The sequence below is a fragment of the Polaribacter sp. genome (genome assembly GCF_049276715.1).
Lineage (GTDB): Bacteria > Bacteroidota > Bacteroidia > Flavobacteriales > Flavobacteriaceae > Polaribacter.
Genome location: NZ_JBASWY010000016.1, coordinates 103800 through 119131 on the forward strand (window position 1 = coordinate 103800; position 15332 = coordinate 119131).

General features: G+C 31.3%; 16 protein-coding genes. 14 read left to right on the forward strand and 2 right to left on the reverse strand.

Translation table 11 applies throughout. The features are described 5' to 3' along the window. The first annotated feature begins 41 nt into the window (after window positions 1-41). Window positions 42-827 (forward strand): alpha/beta fold hydrolase, encoded by a 786-nt coding sequence (locus tag WAO74_RS04525; RefSeq protein ID WP_422159980.1) that lies wholly within the window; start codon window positions 42-44, stop codon window positions 825-827. A 68-nt stretch (window positions 828-895) separates the two neighbouring features. On the opposite strand, the gene thiL is transcribed toward WAO74_RS04525, so the two are convergent. Further along, window positions 896-1945 carry a thiamine-phosphate kinase gene (gene thiL / locus WAO74_RS04530; RefSeq protein WP_422159981.1) on the reverse strand — a complete coding sequence of 350 codons (1050 nt, stop codon included), beginning with the start codon at window positions 1943-1945 and terminating at the stop codon, window positions 896-898. 165 nt (window positions 1946-2110) lie between these two features. Between thiL and WAO74_RS04535 the strand changes: the two genes are divergently transcribed. The 12 genes from WAO74_RS04535 to WAO74_RS04590 all read left to right on the forward strand — a co-directional run bounded on the left by WAO74_RS04535 (window position 2111) and on the right by WAO74_RS04590 (window position 12630). Then, complete coding sequence (locus tag WAO74_RS04535; RefSeq protein ID WP_422159982.1) at window positions 2111-3382, forward strand: choice-of-anchor B family protein; 1272 nt, start codon at window positions 2111-2113, stop codon at window positions 3380-3382. A gap of 16 nt (window positions 3383-3398) precedes the next feature. Next, complete coding sequence (locus WAO74_RS04540) at window positions 3399-4721, forward strand: hypothetical protein (RefSeq protein WP_422159983.1); 1323 nt, start codon at window positions 3399-3401, stop codon at window positions 4719-4721. A gap of 2 nt (window positions 4722-4723) precedes the next feature. Continuing rightward, window positions 4724-5473 carry an MbnP family protein gene (locus WAO74_RS04545; RefSeq protein ID WP_422159984.1) on the forward strand — a complete coding sequence of 250 codons (750 nt, stop codon included), beginning with the start codon at window positions 4724-4726 and terminating at the stop codon, window positions 5471-5473. Window positions 5474-5555: 82 nt separating this feature from the next. Then, window positions 5556-6572 carry a cytochrome-c peroxidase gene (locus WAO74_RS04550; protein WP_422159985.1) on the forward strand — a complete coding sequence of 339 codons (1017 nt, stop codon included), beginning with the start codon at window positions 5556-5558 and terminating at the stop codon, window positions 6570-6572. A gap of 106 nt (window positions 6573-6678) precedes the next feature. Further along, the gene (locus tag WAO74_RS04555; protein WP_422159986.1) at window positions 6679-7008 is read left to right on the forward strand and encodes a HesB/IscA family protein; all 330 of its coding nucleotides are present in this window, start codon (window positions 6679-6681) and stop codon (window positions 7006-7008) included. A gap of 36 nt (window positions 7009-7044) precedes the next feature. Further along, window positions 7045-7416 carry a four helix bundle protein gene (locus WAO74_RS04560; RefSeq protein WP_422159987.1) on the forward strand — a complete coding sequence of 124 codons (372 nt, stop codon included), beginning with the start codon at window positions 7045-7047 and terminating at the stop codon, window positions 7414-7416. A gap of 33 nt (window positions 7417-7449) precedes the next feature. Further along, a complete protein-coding gene (sufB, locus tag WAO74_RS04565; protein ID WP_422159988.1) occupies window positions 7450-8898 on the forward strand; it encodes a Fe-S cluster assembly protein SufB in 1449 nt (482 codons plus the stop codon). 23 nt (window positions 8899-8921) lie between these two features. Beyond that, the gene (locus WAO74_RS04570; RefSeq protein WP_422159989.1) at window positions 8922-9788 is read left to right on the forward strand and encodes an N-acyl homoserine lactonase family protein; all 867 of its coding nucleotides are present in this window, start codon (window positions 8922-8924) and stop codon (window positions 9786-9788) included. 19 nt (window positions 9789-9807) lie between these two features. Continuing rightward, window positions 9808-10557 carry a Fe-S cluster assembly ATPase SufC gene (sufC, locus tag WAO74_RS04575; protein ID WP_422159990.1) on the forward strand — a complete coding sequence of 250 codons (750 nt, stop codon included), beginning with the start codon at window positions 9808-9810 and terminating at the stop codon, window positions 10555-10557. A 29-nt stretch (window positions 10558-10586) separates the two neighbouring features. Then, the gene (locus WAO74_RS04580; RefSeq protein WP_422159991.1) at window positions 10587-10976 is read left to right on the forward strand and encodes a four helix bundle protein; all 390 of its coding nucleotides are present in this window, start codon (window positions 10587-10589) and stop codon (window positions 10974-10976) included. Window positions 10977-11024: 48 nt separating this feature from the next. Continuing rightward, complete coding sequence (sufD, locus tag WAO74_RS04585) at window positions 11025-12338, forward strand: Fe-S cluster assembly protein SufD (protein WP_422159992.1); 1314 nt, start codon at window positions 11025-11027, stop codon at window positions 12336-12338. Window positions 12339-12426: 88 nt separating this feature from the next. After that, window positions 12427-12630, forward strand: coding sequence for a hypothetical protein (locus WAO74_RS04590; protein ID WP_422159993.1), 204 nt, complete (start codon window positions 12427-12429; stop codon window positions 12628-12630). A 50-nt stretch (window positions 12631-12680) separates the two neighbouring features. Here WAO74_RS04590 and WAO74_RS04595 read toward each other — a convergent pair whose 3' ends face one another. Next, window positions 12681-13997, reverse strand: a complete 1317-nt coding sequence (locus tag WAO74_RS04595; protein WP_422159994.1) for a serine hydrolase domain-containing protein — start codon at window positions 13995-13997, stop codon at window positions 12681-12683. Window positions 13998-14094: 97 nt separating this feature from the next. Between WAO74_RS04595 and WAO74_RS04600 the strand changes: the two genes are divergently transcribed. Further along, window positions 14095-15309: an aminotransferase class V-fold PLP-dependent enzyme gene (locus WAO74_RS04600; RefSeq protein ID WP_422159995.1), complete on the forward strand. Its 1215-nt coding sequence runs from the start codon at window positions 14095-14097 to the stop codon at window positions 15307-15309. Window positions 15310-15332: the final 23 nt, after the last annotated feature.

Below are 15332 nucleotides of genomic sequence, written 5' to 3' on the forward strand. Positions count from 1 at the left end.
TTATTTGATTATTATTCTTGAAATATACATATTTTTGATTGATGCAAAAATCAATCATTTTTAAAAATGCGAACATTTCTTTTTCGGATATTGGAAAAGGAACTGCTGTTGTTTTAATTCATGGGTTTTTAGAAAATTCTACGATGTGGAAAAACATAGCTCCAGAACTTTCGAAAAGAAACAGAATAATTACTGTTGATTTATTAGGTCATGGAAAAACAGATTGCTTGGGTTATGTACATTCTATGGAGTTATTTGCAGAAGCTATTGAAGCTGTTTTAAAACACCTAAAAATTAGAAAATTTATTTTGGTGGGGCATTCTTTAGGTGGTTATATTTCTTTAGCTCTTGCCAAAAATAATCCTAATAAAATAAAGGGTTTGTGTCTATTAAATTCAACTTCTAATGAAGATTCCGAAGAACGAAAAAATTTAAGATTAAGAGCAAATAAAATGGTGCAAAATAATTTTGATAACATCGTTAAAATATCTGTTTCAAATTTATTTCATCAAGAAAATTTATCAAAATTTAAAGAAGAAATTGAGGCCATTAAAAAAGAAGCTTTACAAACACCCATTCAAGGATATATTGCTGCCAACGAAGGTATGAGAATTCGCTCAAATACAAATCATATACTATCAAAAAACAACTTTAAAAAGTTGATAATTATTGGTGAGAAAGATCCTGTTTTGGATTATGAAAGTAGTTTAGAAGAAGCCAAAAGAACAAATACTGAAATTGTGGTTTTTAATGGTGGACATATGAGTTATGTTGAAAATAGAGACGATTTGATTTCTGTTTTGAAAGAGTTTATAAAAGGTTGTTAAGCGAGCATTTTTCTAAAAATAAAAGCCGAAAATTTTAAATTTTCGGCTTTTTTATAATTTTATTATTTTTAATACTCTTTCAAAGCATTCCAACCCTGAGCTTTCAATTCAATTTCTTGATTTGCTCTTGTTATTAATTGCAAGCCTTGGTTTTCTGAAGTAATATGTCCAATAATAGAAAAATTAGGATTTGCTTTTACTTTATCAAAATCTGCAATGGGTACTGTAAATAAAAGTTCATAATCTTCACCTCCACTTAAAGCAACCATAGTAGAATCTAGTTCAAATTCTTCACAAGCAGAAATTACTTGCGGATCTAAAGGCAATTTATCTTCATAAATTTTACAGCCCACTTTACTTTGCGTACAAATATGAAAAAGCTCTGAAGAAAGTCCGTCAGAAATATCAATCATAGAAGTTGGTTTTACTTCTAATTCTTTTAAAATTTCTGCAACATCTTTACGTGCTTCTGGTTTTAATTGACGCTCAATTAAGTAGGTATAATTATCTAAATCTGGCTGATTATTTGGGTTCACTTTAAAAACCTGTTTCTCTCTTTCCAAAACCTGTAAACCTAAATATGCTGCTCCTAAATCGCCAGTAACCACAATTAAATCGGTTTCTTTGGCAGTATTTCTGTAAACAATATCTTCCTTTTCAGCTTTACCAATAGCAGTTATAGAAATTAAAATTCCTTTGGTAGATGATGTTGTATCTCCACCAATTAAATCAACTTTATACGTTTCACAAGCTAGTTGAATTCCTGCATATAACTCCTCTATAGCCTCTAAAGGAAACCTGTTAGAAACTGCTAACGAAACTGTTATTTGCTCTGCAACTCCATTCATAGCATACACATCCGATAAATTAACCATCACAGCTTTGTAACCTAAATGCTTTAAAGGCATATAGCTTAAATCGAAATGCACGCCTTCAATCAATAAATCTGTAGTAACTAAGGTTTGTTTTGCAGATGCGTCTAAAACTGCAGCATCATCTCCAACAGCTTTAATAGTCGATGCATTTTCAACTTTAAAATATTGTGTAATATGATTAATCAAACCAAACTCACCAAGTTCAGCTAACGATGTTTTATTCTGATTTTTGTCTTCTAACATACTGCAAAGATAGTTACATTCTTAAAATTGATAGAATTACTTTAACAGAGATTTTTTATAAAATCCGATTTTATGTCATATTTTTGAACAGCTAATTGTTTAAAATACTTAAAGTGTTAAAAGCACGTTTAAAAATAATTGTATTTCGACATTAAACTCTTTCGAATGATAAAAAAAATATGCCTCTTACTTCTTTTAATAGCAATTAGTTGCTCAAAAGACAATATAGAAACGGATGTAATCGTAGACCCTCCAATAGAAGAACCTATAGATCCAGTAGACCCTGTTGTGGTTGTAACACCAGCTAAAAAATGCGAAAATGGTTTTGCAGACGGTTATCCTTGTAATGGTTATGATTTATTGGCCAGAATAAGTTTGGCAAATTTAGATCATGTTTCTGCGAACCCAAGTGGTTTAAGTGGAAATGATTCTTGGGGATGGACAGACCCAACAACCAATAAAGAATATGCTCTAATGGGTTTAAATTCAGGTATTTCTTTTGTAGATATTAGCGAACCAACTGAACCTGTTGTGTTAGGTTTTTTACCTACATCAACTGTAAATAGCGATTGGAGAGATGTAAAAGTTTACAACAATCATGCATTTGTAGTGAGTGAAGCTAACAATCATGGAATGCAAGTTTTCGATTTAACAAAATTAAGAACTGTTACAAATCCGCCTCAAACTTTTACTGCAGATGCAACTTATACAGGTTTTGGAAGCGCACACAACATCGTTATAAACCAAACTGAAGGGTATGCATATCCTGTAGGAACTACAAGAAGTGGAACGTATAAAGGTGGCCCACTGTTTATCAATATTCAAAACCCTTTAAGCCCTATAGATGAAGGTGGTTTTTTAAACTATGCTCATGATGCACAAGTGGTTACCTATAATGGGCCAGATACAGAACACTTAGGAAAAGAAATCTTAATTGGTAGCAATGAAACTGAAGTTGTAATTGTAGATATTTCTGATAAAGGAAGACCAATAAAATTATCGTCAATCTCTTATCAAAATGTGCATTACACACATCAAGGTTGGTTTACAGAAGATTTTAAATATTTTCTTTTGGGTGATGAGTTAGACGAATTAAGAGCAGGTAATAAAACGAGAACTATTGTTTTCGATTTCACAGATTTAGACAATCCAAAACATCATGTAGATTATATTACCAATAATGCTGCAATCGATCATAATGGATATGTAAAAGGAAACCTTTTTTATCAAGCAAGTTATACAGCAGGTGTAAGAATTGTAGATCTTTCTAGTATCGACAGTAAAAACTTAACAGAAGTAGGCTATTTCGACACTTTTCCAGCAAGCGATGCAACTTCTTTTAATGGTGTTTGGAATGTATATCCGTATTTTGAAAGCGGAGTTATTGTAGTAAGTGATATAGAAAGAGGACTTTTCCTCATCAAAAAATCTGAGTAATTTTTAGATTTTCTTTATGAAAAAACTTTGCTACATAGCAATCCTTTTTTTACTATTTCAATGCTCTAAAACCGAAATAGACGATACTCTTTCAGCAAACTTTGCACAAGTAGAATTCGTTAAAATCTTTGGTGGTTCTAAAAATGATGTGTTACAATCTGTTGTAAAAACTACAGATGGTGGCTATGCAAGTTTAGGCTATACACAAAGCAGCGATTTCGACATTACAGATAAAACAGATGACAGTTTCGATTTTTTGTTGATGAAATTTTCAGCTGATGATGTTCTCATCTGGAGTAAAACTTTTGGAGGTTCAGATGATGATAGAGGTGCAGACATTATTACAACAAACGATGGAGGATTTGCTCTTTTTGGTTTTAGCAAAAGTTCAGATATAGATGTGACACAAAATGCAGGAGCTCAAGATTTCTGGATTGTAAAAATAACTGTAGATGGAACTATTTCATGGCAAAAAACATTCGGTTATTCAGGTGCAGATTCTGGTACAACTGTATTACAAACCAAAGACAATGGTTTTTTAATTACAGGTGTTTTAGATGTTACAGCTTCTGGTGGACAAGGAAACTCTGCTAAAAACTCTCAAAAACATGCAGGAGGAGATATTTGGGCAATAAAACTTAACACTATTGGAGATTTAGAGTGGAGCAGGTATTTTGGTGGCTCTTTTACAGACACGCCTTTTGGTGCTGTAGAAACCCAAGATAATGCCTATATCATTGCAGCTTCTTCAGACAGTGAAGATTTTAATATTTCGAATAACAAAGGCACATACGATTTTTGGATTCTAAAAATTTCTGCAGATGGAGATTTAATTTGGGAGAAAAATTTTGGAGGTTCTGAAGTAGATGAACCAAGAGGAATTACCACTACAAATGATGGTAATTTTATAATTGTAGGCGATACCAGAAGCTCAGACAAAGATGTAACAACCAACAATGGGGGTGCAGATTTATGGATGCTAAAAATTTCTACGGATGGGAATTTAATTTGGCAAAAAACATTTGGAGGAACTAATTTTGATGTGGCCAGATCCATTTCTAAAACACAAGACAATGGTTTTATCATTGCTGGAAATTCAAGAAGTTTAGATGCTGGTTTTACCAATCAAGGACAAAATGATGCTTGGGTTTTAAAAGTAGATGCGAATGGAAATTTAGTTTGGCAAAAATTTGTTGGTGGCTCTGAAAACGAATTTCTTTTTGATGCCATAGAATTAAACAACCAAACAATAATTGCTGTTGGAGAAAGCAATAGTTCAGATGTAAATATCCCTGAAAATAAAGGTTTTTCAGATGCATTAATTATCAAAATAAAGTAATCATGAAAAAGAGTTTTTATTTCTTGTTTTTAACATTTTTTGCCTTTATTTCTTGCAGTGAAGACAATGATGTTGAAGTTCAAAAAGTAGATGTCATTTTAAAATTTACCCATAATTGGGATGGAGTTTCTGTAACTTCTTCAGACTTTAATACCTTCAAGTTTACAACAGAAAATGGAGAGGCTGTAAGCATAGAAAAATTACGGTATTTAGTTTCTAACATCACTTTAGATACTGAAACAAAAGAATATCAACTTATTAATATTGGAGAAAATTCAGGTGCAGAAATTGTTTTTAGTGATGTTGTTATTGGTTCAAAATCATTAAAGTTTAGATTTGGTTTTACGGATGCAGACAATACAGATGGTGTTTATCAAGATTTAAATTCCGTTTCTTTTAACGTCCCTGAAATGTTGGGTGGTGGTTATCATTACATGCAATTTGATGGCAAATACAAAGACACAAATAACGCTGATGCGAATTTTAATTATCACGCAATTAGAGCTGTAGATAGAACAGACCCAAACAATTTAATTTTCGAAGACACCTCTTTTGAGGTAGATTTAGGCTCTATAAGTATCACAAAGAATGCAACTATAGAAATTAAAATGGACATTTCAGAATGGTTTGAAGACCCTAATCTTTGGGATTTAAACACGTTAAACACAGTTTTAATGCCCAATTTCGAGGCTCAAAAAATGATTAGTGCCAATGGAAAATCCGTTTTTTCTTTAGGTGATGTAACACAATAAATTTCTATCTGTCATTTCGACTTTATAGAGAAATCTTAAAATGAAACAAATCTGGCTTTACATATTTTTATTTTTTATTTTGATGAGTTGCTCATCAAAAGAAGAAGACATTTATACGCCAATTCCATATAATTTAGAAATTCCTCAGTTATTTGCAGACAAACTGATTTCACCTGTAGTTCCAACTAACAATCCATTAACAGAAGAAGGAGTTGCACTTGGTAAAAAACTTTTTTTTGATACAATCCTTTCTGGAGATGAATCTCAATCTTGCGCAACTTGTCATAGTCCACAGAAAGCATTTACAGATAATCTAAAATTTAGCTTTGGTATTAATAATATACCTGGTAAAAGAAATGTAATGCCATTATTCAATTTAGCTTGGAATTTCGATGATCGTTTTAATTGGGATGGAAGCGCTTTCGGTTTAGAAAAACAAGCTTTTGAACCTGTTACAAACCCAATAGAGATGCACGCAAATTGGGAAACTGTAGCTCAAAAATTGCGAAATCATTCAGAATATCCAACTCTTTTTTTAAGAGCTTTTGGAACCTCAACAATAGATTCTACTTTGGTTACCAAAGCAATTGCACAATTCGAAAGAACTTTAATTTCTGGCAATTCTAAATTCGATAAATTTTTACGAAATGAAATCACTTTAACGCCAGAAGAAGAAAATGGTTTCAATGTTTTTATGGATGAAGCAAAAGGGGATTGTTTTCATTGTCATGGAAGCAATAACAATCCACTTTGGACAGATAACAAGTTTCATAACAATGGTTTAGATACCAATTTTTCTGATTTAGGCTTGGGGAAAATAACAGGAGACCCAGCAGACAATGGAAAATTTAAATCGCCATCTATCAGAAATTTAGCATTTACTGCACCTTACATGCACGATAGTCGTTTTACAACCTTAGAAGAAGTCATCAATCACTATTCAGAAGGTTTGCAATTTTCATCAACTATAGACCCATTGATGAAAAAAGTAAATCAAGGTGGAGTGGGTTTATCAGCCAAAGATAAAGCCGATTTAAAAGCTTTTCTTTTATCACTTTCGGATTTTGAATTTATCAATAATTCTGCTTTTCAAGAATAATCAATAAAACCAATTAATCTATTAGGTTTCGCAATAAAAATTTGTCTTTTTTATGAGACTTATATTGTATATTTGCATCCTATTTAGATTTAATCTATTTAAAATTATGATAAAAGTTTCAGATACAGCAAAAAAGAAAGTCATAGAATTAATGACAGATGATGGTTTTGACGCAGCTAAAGATTTTGTGAGAGTTGGCGTAAAAAGCGGAGGTTGTTCAGGTTTATCTTACGATTTAACTTTCGATAAAAATCAACAAGAAAATGACAAAGTTTTTGAAGAAAATAATGTAAAAATTATTGTTGACAAAAAAAGCTTTTTATATTTAGTAGGAACCACTCTAGAATATTCTGGAGGTTTAAATGGTAAAGGATTTGTATTTAATAACCCAAATGCCAATAGAACCTGTGGCTGTGGGGAGTCTTTTAGTTTATAAAGTTGAAAGTTAAAAAGTTGTAAATTATAGCAAATAATGGCAAAATTTAGTTCTTTTGAAGAAATCCTTTCATGGCAAAAAGCAAGAGAATTAAACGTAAGCATTTATAAAGTAACAAATTCAAATGATTTATTTAATAAAGATTTTGGATTAAAAGATCAAATAAGAAGAGCGTCTGTTTCAATTTCATCTAATATTGCAGAAGGGTTTGAAAGACAGACAACCAAAGAATTTATTAGATTTTTATATATAGCTAAAGCATCTGCAGGCGAAGTTCGTTCTCAGTTATATTTAGCTTTTGATATAGAATATATTAACAAAAAAGAGTTTGAAGAATTAAAGTTAAAAACAAATGAAGTTTCAAAATTGATTAGTGGTTTATTAAAATACCTGCATTCAACTTTATAAACTTTCAACTTTTTAACATTATAAACTAATTGTATGAGTAAATATACAGAAGACGATTTAGAACAAGAACTAAAAACCAAAGAATACGAATATGGTTTTTATACAGAAATAGAAAGCGATAAGTTTGAAAAAGGCTTAAGTGAAGAGGTTGTTATTGCAATTTCTAAAAAGAAAAACGAGCCAGATTGGATGACTCAATGGCGTTTAGAAGCTTACAGAGTTTGGGAGAAAATGACAGAGCCAGATTGGGCAAATGTAAAATATCCTAAACCAAATTTTCAAGAAATAGCATATTATGCTGCTCCAAAAAAGAAACCAAAACTAAACTCTTTAGACGAAGTAGATCCAGATTTACTAGACACTTTTAAACGTTTAGGAATTTCGATTGATGAGCAAAAGAAACTAGCAAATGTAGCTGTAGATATTGTAATGGATTCGGTTTCTGTAGCCACTACTTTCAAGAAAACTTTAGGCGAGAAAGGGATTATTTTTATGCCAATTTCTGAGGCAATTCAAGAACATCCAGAATTGGTTCGTAAATATTTAGGGACTGTTGTGCCAACTTCAGACAATTTTTATGCAGCTTTAAATTCGGCAGTTTTTTCTGATGGATCTTTCTGTTACATTCCAAAAGGTGTTCGTTGTCCTATGGAATTGTCTACCTATTTTAGAATAAATGAAGGAGGAACAGGACAGTTTGAACGAACATTGGTTGTTGCAGATAAAGGAAGTTATGTTTCTTATTTAGAAGGTTGTACTGCTCCAAGTAGAGACGAAAATCAATTACATGCAGCAGTTGTAGAATTAATTGCCATGGATGATGCAGAAATTAAATATTCGACTGTTCAGAACTGGTATCCTGGAGATAAAAACGGTATAGGTGGCGTTTTCAACTTTGTAACCAAAAGAGGTTTATGCGAAACCAATGCAAAAATTTCTTGGACACAAGTAGAAACAGGTTCTGCTGTAACTTGGAAATACCCTTCTTGTATTTTAAAAGGGAATAATTCTGTAGGTGAATTTTATTCTATTGCTGTAACCAATCATTATCAGCAAGCAGATACAGGTACTAAAATGATTCATTTAGGTAAAAACACAAAATCAACAATTATCTCTAAAGGTATTTCTGCGGGTCATTCTCAAAACTCCTATAGAGGTTTGGTACAAATAAATTCGAGAGCAGAAAATGCTCGTAATTTTTCTCAATGCGATTCTTTATTAATGGGGAATGCTTGTGGAGCCCATACATTCCCTTACATAGAAGTAAAAAACAAATCTGCACAAATAGAACACGAAGCAACTACCAGTAAAATTGGTGAAGAACAATTGTTTTATTGCAATCAAAGAGGAATTGACACAGAAAAAGCAATCGCTTTAATTGTAAACGGATTTAGCAAAGAAGTACTTAATAAATTACCAATGGAATTTGCTGTAGAAGCACAAAAATTATTGGAAATTAGTTTAGAAGGTTCTGTTGGTTAATCAATTTAATATTAAATAACAAAATGAAAAAAATACTATTCTTATTATTAGCAGTTAGCATTGTTGGTTGTAAAAATTCACAAAAAAAAGAGACTGTAGAAGTTGCAAAAGAATTTGAAAACGGGGTAAAGTTATACCAATTAGTTGGGGGCTCTATTTTGGTAAATAAATTAGAAATTTTTGCGCAAGATAAAGCTTATGAAGGGCAATCGAAACAATTTACAAATATGTATTATGTAATTTCTCACCCAAAAGGAAACTTAATGTGGGATGCAGGTTTGCCAGAAAATTTAGTGGTAGAAGAACCATTTACAGAAATAAGTGGTGTTTTTACACTTCAAAGACCAGATTCTTTGGCAAATCAGTTAGAAACAATCGGTTTTAAAATTGAAGATTTCAACTATTTTGCAATGTCTCACACTCATTTCGATCACACAGGACATGCAAATTTAATGAAAGACTCTAATTGGATTCTTCAAGAAAAAGAATATAATTATGTTGCTGATTCTATTACAATTAAAGATCCTGCTTTAAAAGAACTACAAATATCTAAAGCCATAAAAATTAATGGAGACTATGATGTTTTTGGTGATGGAACTGTAGTTATAAAATCGATGCCTGGTCATACCATTGGTCATCAAGTTTTGTATATCGAAGTTGATGGTTTAACAAAACCAATTTTATTAACAGGAGATTTATATCACTTTGAAGAAAACAGAGCCAACAGAGGTGTTCCTTCTTTTAACTATAATGTACAAGAAACATTAGAAAGTATGGATGCGTTTGAAGCTTTTGCAAAAGAAAAAAATGCAGAAGTAATTATACAGCATTCTCCAAATGATGCCGAAAAATTAGAAATAATATTAAACAGCTTAGAGCCAAAAGCTTAAAGCAAATAGCTTAAAAACGATGTTAAAAATTAATAATTTACACGCTTCAATAAACGAAAAATCTATTTTAAAAGGATTGAATTTAGAGGTAAAAGCTGGTGAAGTTCATGCAATTATGGGTCCAAATGGTGCTGGGAAAAGTACCTTGGCAAATATTATTGCTGGTAAAGAAGATTACGAAGTTACAAACGGAACTATAGAATTAAATGGAGAAGATATTAGCGAATTGGCTCCAGAAGAAAGAGCACATAATGGTGTTTTTCTATCCTTTCAATATCCTGTAGAAATTCCTGGAGTTTCTGTAACCAATTTCATTAAAACAGCAATCAACGAAACCAGAAAAGCAAAAGGTTTAGAAGATATGCCTGCTAAAGATATGCTGAAAAAAATAAGAGAAAAATCTGAATTATTAGAAATAGACAGAAAATTCTTGTCTCGTTCTTTAAACGAAGGTTTTTCTGGAGGTGAAAAAAAACGTAATGAAATCTTTCAAATGGCAATGTTAGAGCCAAAATTAGCCATTTTAGACGAAACTGATTCTGGTTTAGATATTGATGCATTGCGTATTGTTGCAAACGGAGTAAACAAACTAAAATCTAAGGATAATGCTGTAATTGTTATTACACACTATCAACGTTTGTTAGATTATATAGTGCCAGATTTTGTACACGTTTTACACGATGGAAAAATTGTAAAAACGGGTGACGCTTCTTTGGCTTTAGAATTAGAAGCAAAAGGGTATGATTGGATTAAGAAGGAACTAGTTTAAATTGTTTCTATTGTTTAAAGTTTCAAGTTTTGGCTACCATTAAAAGATTCGAAGATTTAGAAATATGGCAATTGGCTAGAAAATTATCTCAGCAAATTATTTTAATTTCTAAAAACACTGAGTTAAAAAATGATTATCGATTTAAAGATCAAATAAAAGCTTCATCTGGTTCAGTTATGGACAATATAGCTGAAGGTTTTGAAAGAGATGGAAACTTAGAGTTTAGACAATATTTATCAATAGCAAAAGGTTCTGCAGGAGAAACACGCTCTCAATCTTACAGGCTTTTTGATTCAGATTATATTTCTGAAGAAGAATTAAAACAACTCATTAGCGAGTGTGAGAGTTTGAGTAAAAAAATAGCAAATTTTATCAGCTATTTAAACAAAAAGGATTTTAAAGGAAATAAGTTTAAGTAAGCAATAACTTGAAACAAAAGAAACTTTAAACCTGAAACTTATAGAAAAATGGAATTAAAAGATAAAATAGTATCATCTTACGTAGCATTTGAAAATAATTTGAATACAAATTCTGCTATTCATGACATTAGAACAAAAGCTTTAGAGAATTTTGAAAAATTAGGCTTTCCTACCAAAAAGTTAGAAGCTTGGAAATACACCTCTTTAAATTCGGTTTTAAAGGAAGATTACAGCATTTTTCCGAATAAAGATGTAGCTGTAGAATTGGCAGATGTAAAAAAGTATTTTATACATGATATAGATACTTATAAAGTTGTTTTTATTGATGGCAAATACAGCTCATTTTTGTCTGCAACCACACATGATACTATAGATGTTTGCTTAATGTCTTCTGCATTATCAAAACCAAAATACAAGGCAATTATAGAAAACTACTTTAATAAAGTAGCCAAACAAGACAATTTAACCTCCTTAAATACGGCTTTTGCAACAGAAGGAGCTTACATACATATTCCAAAAAATGTTGAAGTAGAAAAGCCAATTCAAATCATCAACTTTACAACAGGCTCAGAGGCTGCTACAATGCTACAACCAAGAAACTTAATTGTAGTTGATGAAAATGCACACGTGCAAATTATAGAACGTCATCAAAGCTTAACATCAAACGCAGTTTTAACGAATGCAGTAACAGAAATTTATGCAGGCCGAAATTCTACTGTAGATGTTTATAAAATTCAGAATGATAAAATAAACGCTTCTTTAGTTGACAATACGTATATCAATCAAAAATCGAACAGTGTAGCTTCTGTGCATACTTTTTCTTTTGGAGGAAATATCACCAGAAACAATTTAAACTTCTATCAAAATGGAGAACATATTGATTCTATTTTAAAAGGAATTACCATTATTGAAGGAAAACAGCATGTAGATCATCATACTTTAGTGCATCATATAGAACCAAATTGTGAATCTCATCAAGATTATAAAGGTATTTTTGATGATCGTTCTACAGGTGTTTTTAACGGAAAAGTAATTGTAAATAAAGAAGCTCAAAAAACAAACGCTTATCAACAAAATAACAACGTTTTAGTAAGCGATAAAGCAACCATTAATGCAAAACCTCAGCTAGAAATTTTTGCTGATGATGTAAAATGTTCTCATGGTTGTACTATTGGTCAATTAGATAATGATGCTTTATTTTACATGCAACAACGTGGAATTCCGCAAAAAGAAGGGAAAGCCTTATTAATGTTTGCTTTTGCAAATACGGTTTTAGAAAGCGTAAAAATACCAGAAGTAAAAAGTAGAATTACTAAATTAATAGCGAACAAATTAGGGGTTCAAATAGGCTTTGATTTGTAAGCATATAAGTTAAATTAATTTTTGATTGCAATAAATACTAGCCCTTTTATTTCATAAGTTTGTAATCAATCTTTAAAACAACCAAATTATGAACAAAACAATAAAAGCGGTATTACTAGTTATAGGTATTATTTTACTGGCTTATGGAGTTTACACAATGGTAGTGCCAGAAACTCAAGTTTCTATTGGTGATGTTAGTTTAATAGAAGTACAAGACAACACAAACTCATTTATAATTATAAGCCTAGGAATTGTAGCTGTAGTTTTAAGTTTAATAAAAGGAAAAAATTAGAAAACGTTTATTTATAATATTACATAACCACTCAAGTTTGAGTGGTTTTTTTATTGAATACTTTCTAAAACACCTTTTAAAAATTCATTTTCTTCCATCCATGAAAGCGCCATTCTTACAATTACCAAATCTTGATCTGGTAAAATATAAACACGCTGACCTTGATACCCATCTGCAAAAAACATATTTTTTGGTACGTCTTTAAACTGACCTTCTGCATTTAACCAAAATTGAGCTCCATAAGTTCCGTTCGAACCTGGTGTTGGTTGCGTAACATAAGTTACCCAATCTTTTGCAAACACTTGCTCTCCATTCCAATAACCTTTGTGTAAATACAACAAACCAAATTTCCCCCAATCTCTTGGAGTTGCCCAAGCATAAGAAGAGGCTACATAATTTCCAGCCAAATCTGTTTCTAAAACCATGGAGTTCATCCCAATTTTATCAATTAAATTTGTGTACCAATAATCCAAATATTCTTGGTGCGTTTTAAACTGATTTCTAGCTATGCCAGACAATAAATTAGAAGTTCCAGATGAATAGTTCCAAGAAGTATTCATTTCGCCTGTTAAAGGCTTATTTTCTTGTGCTTTTGTCATGTCTCTTTCTAAAAACAACATTTTTGTAGCATCAGAAATTTCATCATAATTTTCATCCCATTCTAAACCAGAGTTCATTTGTAATAAATTGTGAATTGTAATGTTTTTACGCTCATCATTTTGCCAAGAATCAATTGGAGCTTTATCGTATACATTTATTTTTTTTTGATATTGCATTACCCCATAAACAGTACTTAACACACTTTTGGTCATAGACCATCCTAAAATTTTAGAATCTTTAGTAAATCCATCAGCATATTTTTCTGCTATAATTTGGTCTTTATAAATTACAACAACTGCTCTGGTTTGGTTTCTTCCAAAAACGGATGACACAGTTTCATTTAATTTAGCATAATTAACGTTTTCAAAAAGGGTGTCCTTTTGAGGTGCATTTCCATAAGGATATGGTGTTATGGTATCTTCTTTTAATCTTTTGGGTGATAAATAACTAGCAGTTTCATCTGCTTCTATTAATGTTAAAACGGTTCCTAAACCTTCTCTATAAATTGCTTTTCTAGTTAATAAGCCAAAAGCGGAAGATGTAGCAATTTTATTTTCTCTATCAACTGAATCATCAGCTAAATTTACTGGCGAAAAATTATTATCTGTTTTATCTGTAAATTCTAAACTTCTATGAGCAACAAAAACAGAAGAAGCCATATTTTTAGCAGAATAACCAGCGAGTATATTCAATTTTGGATAATTGAAAAAAACCAATAATATAATTGTTACAAATAATAAGAGAAGAATCCTTTTTAACATTTTCATAAAATAGCCTTTAGTTTTGTAAAAATAAGAAAATCCTATCGTCTTTTTAATAGGTTTAAAAAATCAACCTTTATCTTTGTAACTAAAATAGATTTTTATGTTTAATGTTGATAAAATTCGTGAAGATTTTCCGATTCTAAAAAGAAAAGTACATGGAAAACCTTTAGTGTATTTTGATAATGCTGCTACTTCTCAAACTCCTCAAATTGTAATAGATACCATTGTAGATTATTATAGTAATTACAATGCAAATATTCACAGAGGTGTGCATACTTTAAGCCAAGAAGCAACAGATAAATACGAAGAAGCTCGTATTAAAATACAAAAACATTTTAATGCAAAAGAGGCTTATGAAATCATTTTAACCTCAGGCACAACCCATGCAATAAATATGGTTGCTGCTGGTTTTGAATCTCTTTTAAAAAAAGGAGATGAACTTATTGTTTCTGCTTTAGAACATCATTCAAACATAGTTCCTTGGCAAATGTTATGCGAAAAAACAGGTGCTGTTTTAAAGGTTATTCCAATGACAGAAGAAGGTGCTTTGGATATGGAAACCTATCATAATTTATTAAATGATAAAACAAAATTGGTTTTTTGCAACCACGTTTCAAATGCTTTAGGAACCGTAAATCCAATCGTAGAAATTATTGATGCTGCTCATAAAGTAGGTGCTGCTGTTTTAATTGATGGTGCTCAAGCAACACCCCACATAAAACCAGATGTTCAAAAATTAAATGTCGATTTTTACGTAGCTTCTGCTCATAAATTATGTGGACCAACAGGAGTTGGATTGTTATATGGAAAACAAGAATGGTTAGAAAAAATCCCTCCTTATCAGGGTGGAGGAGAAATGATTGCTACTGTAACTTTCCAAAAAACTACGTATGCAGGCTTGCCTCATAAATTCGAAGCAGGAACTCCAAATATTTGTGGAGGAATTGCTTTTGGAGCTGCTATAGATTATATGAACGCGATTGGTTTTGATGCTATTTCAACATACGAAAATGAGCTTTTAGAATATGGTACATCAGAATTATTAAAAGTAGAAGGGCTAAAAATCTACGGAACTTCGTCTATAAAAACAGCTGTTATTTCTTTTAATATTGATGGTATTCATCCTTATGATATGGGTTCTATACTCGATAAATTAGGTATTGCTGTAAGAACTGGGCATCATTGTGCACAACCAATCATGGACTTTTATAAAATTCCTGGAACAGTTAGAGCTTCTTTCTCTTTTTACAATACAAAACAAGAAATTGATGTTTTGGTAGCTGGAGTAAAAAGAGCAAAAATGATGCTTTCTTAAAAAATTAAACTTTTACGAAACAA